Origin of the sequence: Bacillus sp. JKS001846 (assembly GCF_900176455.1) — a bacterium.
Taxonomy (GTDB): domain Bacteria; phylum Bacillota; class Bacilli; order Bacillales; family Bacillaceae_G; genus Bacillus_A; species Bacillus_A cereus.
The window spans coordinates 3651673-3664646 of record NZ_FWYG01000001.1 but is presented as its reverse complement, the minus strand read 5'-3'; the positions used below and the strand labels follow the sequence as shown (position 1 = coordinate 3664646).

The window sequence follows — 12974 nt, the reverse complement described above, 5'->3', positions numbered from 1 at the left end:
GCTGTCCAAAAAGTTATTTTGGAACAGCCTTCTTTTTTATTTTGTTGAATTGTTAACATGTTACAAGTTAAATCCACTGTTAAAAAGTTTCCTTGCAACTAGGAAACCAAGCGTCTTTTAATAATGTAGCCAACGTTTCAATTTTATTTTCTGGAATACTACCAAAGCCGAGTAATACGTATGATTCCTTACGTAAATCATTCACGAAATCATATGGAGAAAGTGGGTATAATTTAACGCTTTGTTTTTTAGCGGATTCAATCAGTTCATTTTCATTCATACTGTTATGGACACATAAAACAATATGAAGTCCGGACTGTTCGCCAAGAATTTGAACATTAGCCCCCATTTCTTTCATAATGGATTTTACTAACGCATGATGTTTTCTTTTATATAGTGTACGACTCCGATTAAGGTGACGTTCCCAATTCCCGCTTTGTATAAAGTTAGCAAAAGCAAGTTGTTGTATTGTAGCGACTGTTTGTTTGAAAATTCCATGCAGTTCTTGATATGTTTTTAAAAGGTGTGGTGGTAAAACAACATATCCCATTCGTAAAGAAGGTAAAAAAGATTTTGAGAAAGTCCCCATATAAATAACGCGTTCATTTGAATCAAGACTTTGTAAAGAAGGAATCGGCTTACCAGCGTAGCGAAACTCTCCATCATAGTCATCTTCAATAATGTATCCGCTGCAATCATTAGCCCACTTTAACAATTCTAATCTTCTAGATAAAGGCATAATAATCCCGAGTGGAAATTGGTGTGATGGTGTAACGTATGCGACATTGGAATTTGTATTGTATAAACTAGAAATATCAATACCTTTTTCATCCAATGGTATGGGATGAATTTGTCTATCACAGCTTTTAATGATTGCGTGTATACGGTGAAATCCAGGGTTTTCAATGCCGTATTCTTTTGTAGGGCCAAGCAGTTGAAGTAGTAGCCAGAGAAGTGGCTGCGTTCCGGCGCCAATCACAATTTGATCAGGTGAAGAATGGACACCGCGAGAATGATATAAATATGTTGATATATGTTCTCGAAGAGCGAATTCACCTTGAGGGTCTTCTTTGGCAAATAGTGCATTTTCGTATGTAAGTATGGATTCTTGTAATGCTCGTTTCCAATTTGTAATCGGAAATGCATTTTGATCAATAAGTCCTTGGCTACAATCATATTCAAATTTTTCGTCTATCAAATTGCTCGTCTTCTTTGCTGCATTTCGCTTTTTATTTGGGATAACGTCAATATCGAAATTTGCTACAAAAATACCACGTTTCGGTTTACTTTCTACATAACCTTCAGCTAATAATTGTTGATAAGCTGATTCAACAGTAATGCGGCTAATATTAAGTTGTGATGCTAAATTTCTGTGTGAGGGTAGACGTGTGCCGACAGAAATAGTCCCTTGTATAATTTCAGCTTTTATATATTCGTAAATTTGCAAGTAAATAGGTGTGTTACTTTGTAATTGCAATGGGATAGTAAAATCCATATAAAACTCTCCTTTAAAACTGGCCTTATAAAAAACACTTAAACTGTCACTTAAGTGAAGGGCAGTTACTTTCTATAATAATGATATAACATTTAGAAAATTAAATAAATAGTTAGAGGAGAGTTAAAAATGAATGTTAAAGAAGTAGTAACAGAAGAGCAATTACATGAAGTATTACCTGTTTTACAGCAATTACGAATGAAACTTTCAAAAGAGGAAACAAGCTCTTTATTTCGAAATATGAAAGAAGAAAATTATAAACTATTTTCGCTGCGTAATGAGAATGATGAAGTTGTTAGCCTTGCAGGTGTAGCGATTTGTACGAACTTTTATAATAAGAAACACGTTTTCGTATATGACCTTGTAACAGCAGAAGCACATCGTTCAAAAGGACATGGGAAAGTATTACTTTCGTATATAGAGAACTGGGGAAAGGAAAACGGATGTGAGTCTATCGTCCTCACGTCAGCATTTTCAAGAATTGATGCTCATCGTTTTTATGAAAGAGAAGGGTATGATAAGGTGAGTTATTCTTTTCATAAAGAATTATAAAAAATAAGAAGAAGCTGTCCTGCAAAAGTTGGGAACAGCTTCTTCTTATTTTTTAAGTTATTATTGAACCGTAAATAGGTTGTAAGTTATGGTATATGTACTTGAAAAGGTTATATAGTGTATTTTGTCGAATTGTTTTAATTTAATAAAGAGGATGATTGGAGCGCTTATACTTGAAAAAAATAAAGAAACTATCAATCCCTAATGATGCTAGAGTTATTGTCATATCTGATATTCATGGAGAATTAAATCTTTTAAAAGAAGCACTACATAAAGTTAACTTTAAAGATGAAGATTATTTAATTATTAATGGAGATCTTTGCGAGAAAGGACGAGATAGCGTAGGCGTAGTAAACTACGTTATGAATCTTGTAAAGAACAATTCAAAGGTTCACGTTGTTGAAGGGAATTGTGAAGTTTTAGTTGATGCTCTTCTAAATGAAAATCCTGGTCTTATTAATTATTTATGTACGAGGAAGCATTCAATTTTTAATGAATGGCTAGAGCAATTGGTTTTTTCAGTTCATGAGGGCACTTCAATTCGTGAAGTGAAAGAAGCATTGTTAAGTGAATTTTCACAAGAACTATATTGGCTAACAGAGTTGCCAACAGCGATTGAAACAGAAGATTATATTTTTGTGCATGCCGGTCTAGAAGATAGAGTAGATTGGAAAGAAACTGAGCGCAAAAATGCGATAGCAATGCCGGAGTTTTTCAATCAATCACATAAAGCAAATAAGTATGTAATAGTCGGTCATTGGCCTGTCGTGAACTATTCTGAAGAAGCACCGTCTAATAATCCAGTTATTGATAAGGAGAAAGAAATTATTGCAATTGATGGAGGAAATGCAATTAAAGAAGCAGGGCAATTAAACGTATTTATTATTCAGAGGAAACAAACGGGCGATACGTTTTCTTATACATATGTAGACTATTTTCCAGAGTACGAAGTAATAGCGGATTTTAATGCGAATTCAGAAATGCAGGGCGGAGTGACATATCCGTATTATTACATAGAGCCTATCGAGAAGATGCAAGATTACACCGTATGTAAACAAAAGGAAACGAATAATGTGCTCACTGTAAAAAATGAATATATGAAACAACTTAAGTCAGGTGAATATACAGTGAAAACCGATATTTCTTGTGCGCAAATAAGCGTTAGGAAGGGAGATATCGTTTCTCTCATTGATGATAGCTGTTCAGGATATGATTTAATTAAAAAAGATGGCGTAGAGGGTTGGATAGAGAAAGGGATTTTAGTTGAGATAGAAAAAGTGAAAAATAAAACATTAAGCTGAAATAGGAGGGATATAACCTCCTATTTTTTTAAAGGAGTAGATTGCTTGCTGTCTTTAATAAGTAAATAAATCGTACTTGGCAGAATGATAAGCGTCATTCCTAAAAGAATTGCTAGTATAGCATAACCTCTATAGGGAGCAGAAACGATAAAAGGAAGTATCGCTAAAAAAATACCTGCTATCATCATTGAAATACTACTAATATTTGAAGCTCTTTTTTCAAGGTGCTTATCATTCCATTCTAATGAAACGGTTGATTTAGTCGTATCAATTTTGGAACTGAAATAACCTATTAATATAAATAAAAGCCCTAATGCTAAAAATATGAAATGATCAAGAGGAAGTGAAAAGCCAAGAGCGATGAGGGCGATGACAATATCGACAAAAAATAAGAATAGTAACATTGTGTTGCCGATCCAATGGAGAAATTTCTGGTTACTCGCTGCTTTAGATAAAGCTAAAAATACAAAGAATAAGAAGGAACATATAATTATATTTACGATTACAAAAGTGCTTTTATCCATTGTTGATGTAGGCGTTCCATTAAAGTCCCATTTCGTAACAATACTTAATGGTAAGAAGAAATAGAGAATAATATTTGTCGTAACAATAGTAAGAAATAAAGCAATACTAAATCGTTTATTCATTGAATCACCAGCTTTCTACATGAATAATTCGTACCTTATAACAAAATTATACAATATAATAAATGATATTTGTTTTGATTTTTCAGAAAAAATATTATAATTATATATGAAATAAAGAGGAGTGTAGGAGGAAATTATGAATAGCGTAATAGTAAAAGGGGATAAAGTAACAATTCGTACAATTGAAGAATCAGATATAAAAACATTATGGAATCTCGTGTTTAAAGAAGAAAATCCAGAATGGAAAAAATGGGATGCACCGTATTTTCCGTTTTCAATGCAAGAATACTCATCCTATAAGGAAAAGATGCAAACTCGTTTGCAAGAAGAACCACTGTCAAATTTAATTATAGAAAATAACGGTCAAATTATAGGGACGGTCGGATTTTATTGGGAGCATAAACCGACGCGTTGGTTGGAGATGGGAATTGTTATTTATAATCCAACTTACTGGAATGGTGGCTACGGTACAGAAGCGTTAACGTTATATCGAGATTTATTATTTGAAAAGATGGAAATTGGTAGAGTAGGGCTCACGACTTGGTCTGGTAATGAACGAATGATGAAAGTAGCGGAGAAAATAGGAATGAGCTTAGAAGGTAGAATGCGAAAGTGTCGTTATTATAACGGAACATACTATGATTCTATTCGAATGGGCATGATTCGTGAAGAATGGGAAGCGCTATGTGTAACGAAGGGGTGAGAAAGATTGTACGCTATTATTGCTACATTTGATCGTGTGTTTACTAATAAAATTACAGAACTGCAAAATGAATTAACAAATGTAATTGGAACAAATCAACTAGCTGGAGTAGAACCTCATATAACGATTGCGGATTATAATGAGTTAGATGTTCATTTGTATACTGAGAAACTAGGGGAGTTTGTAGCTATTCAAGAAAATATGGACGCAGTAACTTTTCTTTCTGTTGGAATTTTTCCTACTAATGGAACGGTCTTTCTAGCGCCGACCGTTACCGATGAATTGTTAAAACTTCATTATTCTTATCATGATTATTTTAAAACTTTTCATGACAACCCAAATTCATATTACGTACCGGGAAAATGGGTTCCGCATTGTACAATTGCAAATAGATTACATACAAAGCAGTTTTTAAGTGTAATGGAATATATTTATGGAAAGTTTGATTTTGCAACAGCTTCAATTGAGAAATTAAAATTAATTAAGGTGAATTATGAAAATGGTTTTGCCGTTTCTTCTAGTATATTAGCAGAATATAATTTAAAGAGAATGGAGACATCGAGATGACATATATAATTAGAGAAATGAAGCAAGAAGACATTCATGCTGTACAATCAGTAGCAAAAATAGCTTGGCATGATACATATGAAGGCATTATTCCAAGAGAAATTCAAGACAGTTTTTTAGACGAGGCATATTCTGATGAAAAAATGAAATATCGTCTTAAAAATACGCATTTATTCGTTGCGGAAGAAGAAGGAGAAGTAATAGGGTTTGCGAACTTTTCACCTGTTAGACTACAAAATGAAGCGGAATTAGGTGCGATTTATTTGTTACCAGATCAGCAAGGAAAAGGGATCGGAAGTGCTTTATTACAAAAAGGAATTAAAGCATTAAATGGGATACGGAAATTGTACATACATGTAGAAGCAGCAAATGAAAAAGGAAAACGCTTTTATGAAGCGAAAGGTTTTGCTGAATTAGAGCAATTTGAAGAAGACTTTGAAGGACATATGATGCAGACAGTAAGGATGGTTTTATACGTATAAGGAGAACTAGTAATGAAAATTTTTGATTTTAGTGAAAAAGTAGGAAAGCACCTATCAGTATTTCAATCTAATTTCATCATGTCGAAAATATTAAACCATCGAGGAAATATACATATCGGTGCTATGCATTTACACGAGAATGGAATCATCGGTAATCATGAAGCAGTTGTATCTCAACTGCTTCTTATTGTGGAAGGAGCTGGATATGTATGTGGGGTAAATAAAGAAAAGATAAAGATAGAGGCGGGACAAGCTGTGTTTTGGGAAAAGGGAGAGCTCCATGAAACAAGTACAGAACACGGATTAACAGCAATTGTTATGGAAGCGGAGAATCTTGAACAAGCGATAGTAATGCCTATTATTCAAGGGGAGTTGTGAAAAATGATTGTTAAGGCGAATCAAGAAGATACCAATGAAATATTAAAATGTGCGGCTCAATCGCTTTTTGAAGGGACGAGAGGCAATTGTCAATTAAGTACCGAGAAAGCGATTGAAATTACAAAGCCGATTGTAGAAAAAGGAGCATACTATTTAATCGTTAAAGAAAAAAATAAAGTAATGGGATGGATATTAATAGGGGAAAATACAGACTATTTTTCTCGTGAAAAACTTGGATTTATATATGAATTGTACGTTTTCCCAGAATATCGCGGGAGAGGATTATCGCGAGAACTGATGGAAGCTGGTATTAAGGAATTAAAGGAGAAGTATTTAGAAATTCGGTTGAATGTATTTGCTGGGAATTTTGCAAAAGAGATGTACGAAGAGTTTGGGTTTGTTGAAAGGCAGGTAATTATGACTTTGAAGTGAGTATTATATTCTGAATGGGAGAAAACGATGATTTAGTGGCTACTTTATCGCTGGAATTTAAAGCGATAAAGTATAAAATAGATGGTTTGCCTTTATTTTATAGTCGATTTATAGAGTGTGCTTAAAAAACAAATAAATTAGTATTATACAATATATCGTTATTATAGTAAAAGAGAAATTTTGGAAAAATATCATTTTTTTGTTTAGAAATTTTTAAATTATTGATATAATCAATTTGTAGAATTGATTATTGGTTAATTTTACTATTTTTTAATTTTAAGGGGGATTTAATAATGGCAGGACAAATTCGTATGTCACCAGAGGAGCTTAAATCGAAAGCGACTCGATATGGACAAGGTGCAAATCAAATTGAGGACATTTTACGTCAACTACAAAACTTACAAAATGAATTAAGAGGAGAATGGGAAGGTCGTGCTTTCGAAGGTTTTGACCAACAGTTCAATCAATTAAAGCCAAAAGTACAAAACTTCGCACAGCTATTACAAGAAATTAATATGCAGCTTAATAAAACTGCAGAAGCTGTTGCTAGACATGACGAAGATCTTTCTCGTAATTTCGGTCTACAATAAGACAGATAAAAAGAAATATATAATTTAGCCATGCAACCATACGTTGTATGGCTAAATTACTTTAAAACTAGAGTAAGATACGAAGTCTTTCATCAGATAGACTCGCAGTCGCAGGAGTGATAAGTAGTGAAAAAGTTCAAATGGAGCATCTTGTTGTTTATTATTTTAGCTCTTGTACTATCGACAGGGGTCTCCTATTTAGCATTAAATCAAAATGTTAAGAAAGCTAATGAGAATACTACACCAAAAATGACAGTTGCGTTGGTGAATGAAGATCAGGGCACTGTATTTGAGGGCAATAAAATAGCGTTTGGAGATCAATTTGTTAAAAATGTAAATAAAAATACGAAACAAGAATGGTACGTAGTTAGTCGCGGGGTAGCGGAAAATGGATTAAAAAATAATAATTACAATATGATGATTGTTATTCCAAATGATTTTTCTAGGAAGGCAGTTGCGATTGATTCAGAGATTCCAGAGAAATTAACGTTAAACTACAAAGTAAATGCAACTGGGAATAAGGATTTGAAAGCTGAGGCAGAAAATACAGCTTCTGTTATTTTAGAAGATTTCAATAAGCAAATAATCGACGTTTATTTTGCGAGTATTATCGGTAAGCTACAAGGTGCACAAGATAATATAGGTAAAATAATTGAAAAAGGAAACGTTCAAACAACTATGTATAAAAAAGATATACATAGTCCGTTAGCAAATTACACAAATCAATTTAAAACAGTACAAGATTATACAGGTGTTTCTGTTAATAGTTTCAAAGGATTTCAGGATGTTTTAAAAGGTTTCGGTCAAGCGTTAGATGAAGGGAATAAATCTAACAGTACGTACTTAGATGGTTTTAATAACTTTCAAAAAATGCAAACTGATAACAATTTGTTAGCGAATAATTTCACAAATCAATTCAATCAATATATGAATGATATGAATACAGGCGATGCTTTAAAGCAATTAAGTGCATTGGAATCCGCTAATAAAATTATTTCAAATCAATTTACGTTTTCAGAGAAAGAACCGAATATTTTAACTGATGCTGCAGCGATTCAAAAATATTTAGCAGATGTAAAAAAACAAGTATCTGAATATGATACAGAACTTGCAGGAAAGTTAGAAAGTGATATTCAAGAGACGGTAATTAAGAAGTTAAAGCAATCTATGTCGAATGATGGAAAGCAAGAAATCTTCATAAATACATTAATGAAACAACCAGATGCTCGAATAAAGAAACAAATCGAGAATTTAATTGCGAAATTACCTAGTTTAAACATGGAAGAAATCGGTCAAAGTGATTTACCAGATGCAACGAAATTACAACTGCAAAATGTAATTCAATTTACAAAAAAATATAATAAAGAAAATAATTTTTATTATGATCCTGTAAATAAAATATCTTTAGGAAACGCTATTAAAGAAGTAAAGGATAGACTTTATACAGAGGGAATTACATTTAGTGATACTGCGAAAGTAATTAAAATGGAATCTCCGCAAATTTTGAAGATAAAGATTCCAGAAGAATTTAAACTAGATGGAAGTACAGGATTCTTACATATTGATGGTGAGGATCGTACAAGTGATTTTCTTCAAAGCGAAGCAGGAGAAATTACAATAGCTCCTCGTAATGAAGGGGATATAAAGATTGATCTGCATGTGAAGTTAAAAGATCCAAACATCAATATAGATGTTTTCTCTCCTGTAATGTGGCAGTGGGAATTGAGTGGGACTCATAAAAAAGAAACTAGTCCTGAAAAAGAAAAACCTAACAAAGAAGATAAAGGAACACAAACGGAAAATAGCAAGGTGGAAAATGTGGTTCATAAATCACAGTATGGCATAATGCCGTTAGTACACAATGCTAAAACGCCTATTATCAAAAAAATGGAAAACACAACAGGCAATAATGAAGGAAGCCAAGGAGGCGGAACGGGAACAGACAACGGAACCGGAGGAAACCCAGGAGGCGGAACGGGGAAAGATAACGGAACCGGAGGAAACCCAGGAGGCGGAACGGGAACAGACAACGGAACCGGAGGAAACCCAGGAGGCGGAACGGGAACAGACAACGGAACCGGAGGAAACCCAGGAGGCGGAACGGGAACAGACAACGGAACCGGAGGAAACCCAGGAGGCGGAACGGGAACAGACAACGGAACCGGAGGAAACCCAGGAGGCGGAACGGGAACAGACAACGGAACCGGAGGAAACCCAGGAGGCGGAACGGGAACAGACAACGGAACCGGAGGAAATCCAGGAGGCGGAACGGGAACAGACAACGGAACCGGAGGAAATCCAGGAGGCGAAACGGGAACAGATAACGGTAAAGTTACTGAAAGTACAACGAATCAAGTTGTACATCAAAAAGCAGAAGTATTAACAAAAAATATATCTAGTGTATTAATTAAAGAAGCAGTAGATACAGTCGAAAGTTATCAAGGTTTAATGAGCCTTTACGAAATGTATTATGGGATTGATTTAAGAACGAAAGATGTAGGTCCTAAGTTAGAAGAGGGAAGTTTAGATGCAATTGCGACGGATCAATCTTTGTACTACGTATTAAATAAACAAAGTTTAATTGATTTAATTTCAAATCTTGTTTCATCAAGTATTACTACAGAAATAAAGCAAGATATGTCAGGTTTAAAACAAAAAATAAACTCTTATCAACAATCTATTACTAGTGCGGATCAAAATTCTATGCTACTAGCGGAGAAATTAAATGGAACGACGCAACAAGCAACTAGTATGAATGAAAATTTAGGAGAGTATTTAAAAGGTTTAGCGAAATGGCGTGAGAATAGTTTAAAGCTAGTTGAAGAGCAGCAAGTATTAACAACAAATCATGCTGGTGAGCAAACAGCTATTTTATCGTTAGATTCTGGTATTAAATCATTAATGATGCAAAGTCAGTCATTGGTCGAAAGTTCGAAGCATAGTTTAGCAACTTCAGACGATGTATATAAAACATTTGATCAAATTAATGGACAAGCAAAAGAAATTCAAGACAGCGGAACGACAATTGTTTCAAAAGCTGATTTATTATTAAATGACTTTACGAAGAAAATGGAAGATGATAAATCATTCTCCAAAAACTTTACGAAAATTTTAGCGAATAGCCGTATTGGAGATCGTCAAAATGAGATGCTATATGACTTTTTAGCTAGTCCAGTTCAAAAGCAAAATGATGGAGTAATTGCAGCAGGTAATGCTTTTACACCGTACTTAATTGTATTAACTTGTTTCATTGTTGCATTATTTACAGCATACGCAATTGCGAATCAAGAAAAGAAACGAATGCAATCAGATCATTTTGAAGAGAAATTCTCATTAATTGATATGAATGTACCAACTACAGTAGTAGCTTTCGGTATATCAATTGTGGAAGGGATTAGTATAGGTATCATTTCTGGGCGTCTTTTAAAGTTCGGTCAGGATCAAAGTTTACTATGGATTGCGTTCATCACATTTATTATGATGGCGTTTGTATTGGTCTCAACCTACTTATTACGACAAATAAAAATGGTAGGTATGTTTATACTATTAGTATTTTTAAGCATGTACCTATTTTTAACTGAGGCAGTTGGAAGTAAAGTAGATCAAATGTCTTCTGTCGGAAAGATACGTCAATTCTCACCGCTTCAGTATATAGAAAGTTTTCTAAATGATTTTATTAGTGGTAAAGATACTGGGAAAGTTATTTTTGTCGTATTGTTTGTAATTGCCATTATTGGATTGGTTAGTAATCTATTTGTATGGCATAAGAAATGGGAGGAAAAAGAAGTAAATGATCAAACAATGGAGCATAGTGGCTAAGTTATCATTTCTCTCTATCCTTTTACTGTTTGTCGCGCTACCGATAAGGAGCGCGGCTGACAGTTATCTTGGTGATGATGGGAAGATTAAGTTTAAAGTGGATCGACTTGAAGAAAGCGACCAAGAAAAAAATAAAAAGGAACATAAGGAAACAGAATTAGATAAAGCATCGATTGAGTTATTTAACAAAGATATAGAAGAAGAAATTGAGAAAAAGAAAAAGAAAGAACAAAAAGATATGGAAGCTTTGCGAGATTCTCTTTTTACAAAAACAAAAGAGAATAATAGTGTTAAAGATACGAAAAATAGTTTGTTTAGCAGTGAATACATTGTCAGAAAAAGTGCAGATGAAGTAGCGAGTAATGAAACAATGAATGAAGAGCCAATTAGTATAACAATAATATTATTATTTGGCGGCGGCATTCTACTTATTTGCATCGGTATTTATACGGTTCTTCGTAAAAGTTGGAGGTAAAGCGATGGCAATACAAACACATATCAATGTGACAGTAGATTTTAGTAAATGGAATGGAAATACATATGATTTGCGTATTCCGAATCATCAATCTATTAAATATTTATTAAAAAACTTATTAGATACGCTAAAGATTGATAATCATGAAGGTTCACATTTTGTAATTAAAGTGAAAAATAAGTCAATTGTTTTAACAGATAATGATCGTTTAATTGATCACCAAATAACAGATGGAGATATTTTGCAAGTTTTATAAAGAATATTTTTTACTTTTAGTTATTTGAAAATAAGTTATTACGGGTTATAAAGAAAAGGAGAAGAGGATAAACATGACGGAAAAAATAATTCAAATTGATGCAATGAACTATCAATTTCAAATAGAAAAAGAAAATTGGAAATTGGAGATGACCAAATCTCAAACACGTATAAAAGACTTCCGTCAATTCGATATAATTACGGGCGAATCATCTGAATTTGTACCATTAACAATAGAAGAAACGGATGATATGTTTACGTTTCTATATCAAGTAGATAAAAAATTATATAAGTGGGACGATCTTAGCCGTTTTGGAAGAAATGAGAAATTAAGACTACTTCGGAATGTTGCGCAGTTTCGTAAATATTTAAATAAACGAATCACGTTCTTTTTACATCCAGACAATATAGTTTTTAATGCTAATTTAATACCAAGTATTATACATAGAGGAATTCGAGATATTGTTCCGCCAACCCCATTATTAGAAGAGCAATTTTTAACACAATATAAGTGTCTAATTATTGCTTTATTCTCCCAAAAACATAACTTTGATGATTTGTATGCTGGGTTACTAAAAGATGCAAAAGAAACAACATTTGAACAGACCGTTGCTCAAATGGAAAGCTTAGATGCATTACTGCAGTTTCTTGATGACAGCTTTGAGAAGGAACAAACAAAAACAGAAAAAAATATGCAGTTAGTACCTAAAAAAAGCTATAAATCATTTAAATACTTAGCTTTTTCCTTCATAGCGGCGACAGTTATTTTAGCTGCTCCTTTAATATATTTCACTTTTATAAAATTTCCTTATCAAAATAAATTGTTAGAAGCAAATGCAAGTTTCATAGCAACTGATTATGACAAAGTCATTACGCAATTGAATGAAGAGGAGTTTGAATCATTACCGATTGCATCTAAATATGAGTTAGCATTTGCATACATTACAGCTGAAAAACTAGGTGAAGCTCAAAAGAAATCGATTATGAAAAACATTAGTTTGAAAAGTGATGAAAAGTATTTGCTGTATTGGATGTATAACGGAAAAGGTAATTTTGATAAATCATTAGATTTAGCTAAGACACTTGATGATCCTCAGCTTATTATGTACGGCCTTGTTAAACAAATTGAATCACTGAAAAATAATCCGGATTTATCAGGGGAAGAACGTGATCAAAAGTTAAAAACATATGAGCAACAATTAGATGAATATAAAAAGAAATATGGCAATTCATCAAACGATAAAAATTTGTCGGACACAGAGAAAAAAGAGTAAGCAC

At 33.3% G+C, this 12974-nt stretch carries 14 protein-coding genes; 12 read left to right on the top strand and 2 right to left on the bottom strand.

The window, feature by feature from the left end:
• Positions 1-79: 79 nt before the first annotated feature.
• Complete coding sequence (locus B9A45_RS19510) at positions 80-1495, bottom strand: MocR-like pyridoxine biosynthesis transcription factor PdxR (protein ID WP_000348037.1); 1416 nt, start codon at positions 1493-1495, stop codon at positions 80-82.
• Positions 1496-1624: 129 nt separating this feature from the next.
• Here B9A45_RS19510 and B9A45_RS19505 point away from each other — a divergent pair, with 129 nt between their 5' ends.
• Both B9A45_RS19505 and B9A45_RS19500 read left to right on the top strand, forming a co-directional pair.
• A complete protein-coding gene (locus B9A45_RS19505) occupies positions 1625-2047 on the top strand; it encodes a GNAT family N-acetyltransferase (RefSeq protein WP_084064604.1) in 423 nt (140 codons plus the stop codon).
• Positions 2048-2220: 173 nt separating this feature from the next.
• A complete protein-coding gene (locus tag B9A45_RS19500; protein WP_002100929.1) occupies positions 2221-3348 on the top strand; it encodes a metallophosphoesterase in 1128 nt (375 codons plus the stop codon).
• 20 nt (positions 3349-3368) lie between these two features.
• Here B9A45_RS19500 and B9A45_RS19495 read toward each other — a convergent pair whose 3' ends face one another.
• Positions 3369-3995 carry a DUF1648 domain-containing protein gene (locus tag B9A45_RS19495; RefSeq protein ID WP_053513135.1) on the bottom strand — a complete coding sequence of 209 codons (627 nt, stop codon included), beginning with the start codon at positions 3993-3995 and terminating at the stop codon, positions 3369-3371.
• 136 nt (positions 3996-4131) lie between these two features.
• Between B9A45_RS19495 and B9A45_RS19490 the strand changes: the two genes are divergently transcribed.
• From B9A45_RS19490 to essB, 10 genes are all read left to right on the top strand, one after another.
• On the top strand, positions 4132-4698 hold the full coding sequence (locus B9A45_RS19490; RefSeq protein WP_084064600.1) for a GNAT family N-acetyltransferase: 567 nt from the start codon (positions 4132-4134) through the stop codon (positions 4696-4698).
• Between the two features lie 6 nt (positions 4699-4704).
• Positions 4705-5265, top strand: a complete 561-nt coding sequence (locus B9A45_RS19485; RefSeq protein ID WP_000270885.1) for a 2'-5' RNA ligase family protein — start codon at positions 4705-4707, stop codon at positions 5263-5265.
• Positions 5262-5747: a GNAT family N-acetyltransferase gene (locus B9A45_RS19480; protein WP_000221048.1), complete on the top strand. Its 486-nt coding sequence runs from the start codon at positions 5262-5264 to the stop codon at positions 5745-5747. Before B9A45_RS19485 ends, B9A45_RS19480 begins: the two co-directional genes overlap by 4 nt.
• Before the next feature lie 12 nt (positions 5748-5759).
• Positions 5760-6125 carry a cupin domain-containing protein gene (locus B9A45_RS19475; RefSeq protein WP_000688076.1) on the top strand — a complete coding sequence of 122 codons (366 nt, stop codon included), beginning with the start codon at positions 5760-5762 and terminating at the stop codon, positions 6123-6125.
• Between the two features lie 3 nt (positions 6126-6128).
• The gene (locus tag B9A45_RS19470) at positions 6129-6557 is read left to right on the top strand and encodes a GNAT family N-acetyltransferase (protein WP_084064595.1); all 429 of its coding nucleotides are present in this window, start codon (positions 6129-6131) and stop codon (positions 6555-6557) included.
• A 293-nt stretch (positions 6558-6850) separates the two neighbouring features.
• A complete protein-coding gene (locus tag B9A45_RS19465; RefSeq protein WP_000918601.1) occupies positions 6851-7147 on the top strand; it encodes a WXG100 family type VII secretion target in 297 nt (98 codons plus the stop codon).
• Positions 7148-7273: 126 nt separating this feature from the next.
• A complete protein-coding gene (esaA, locus tag B9A45_RS19460; RefSeq protein ID WP_084064591.1) occupies positions 7274-10966 on the top strand; it encodes a type VII secretion protein EsaA in 3693 nt (1230 codons plus the stop codon).
• Complete coding sequence (gene essA / locus B9A45_RS19455) at positions 10938-11441, top strand: type VII secretion protein EssA (RefSeq protein ID WP_000595658.1); 504 nt, start codon at positions 10938-10940, stop codon at positions 11439-11441. Before esaA ends, essA begins: the two co-directional genes overlap by 29 nt.
• Before the next feature lie 4 nt (positions 11442-11445).
• Entirely contained in the window at positions 11446-11697 is a 252-nt protein-coding gene (locus tag B9A45_RS19450; protein WP_001007571.1) for an EsaB/YukD family protein, read from the top strand.
• A 73-nt stretch (positions 11698-11770) separates the two neighbouring features.
• The gene (gene essB, locus B9A45_RS19445; protein WP_000136611.1) at positions 11771-12970 is read left to right on the top strand and encodes a type VII secretion protein EssB; all 1200 of its coding nucleotides are present in this window, start codon (positions 11771-11773) and stop codon (positions 12968-12970) included.
• Positions 12971-12974 lie beyond the last annotated feature (4 nt).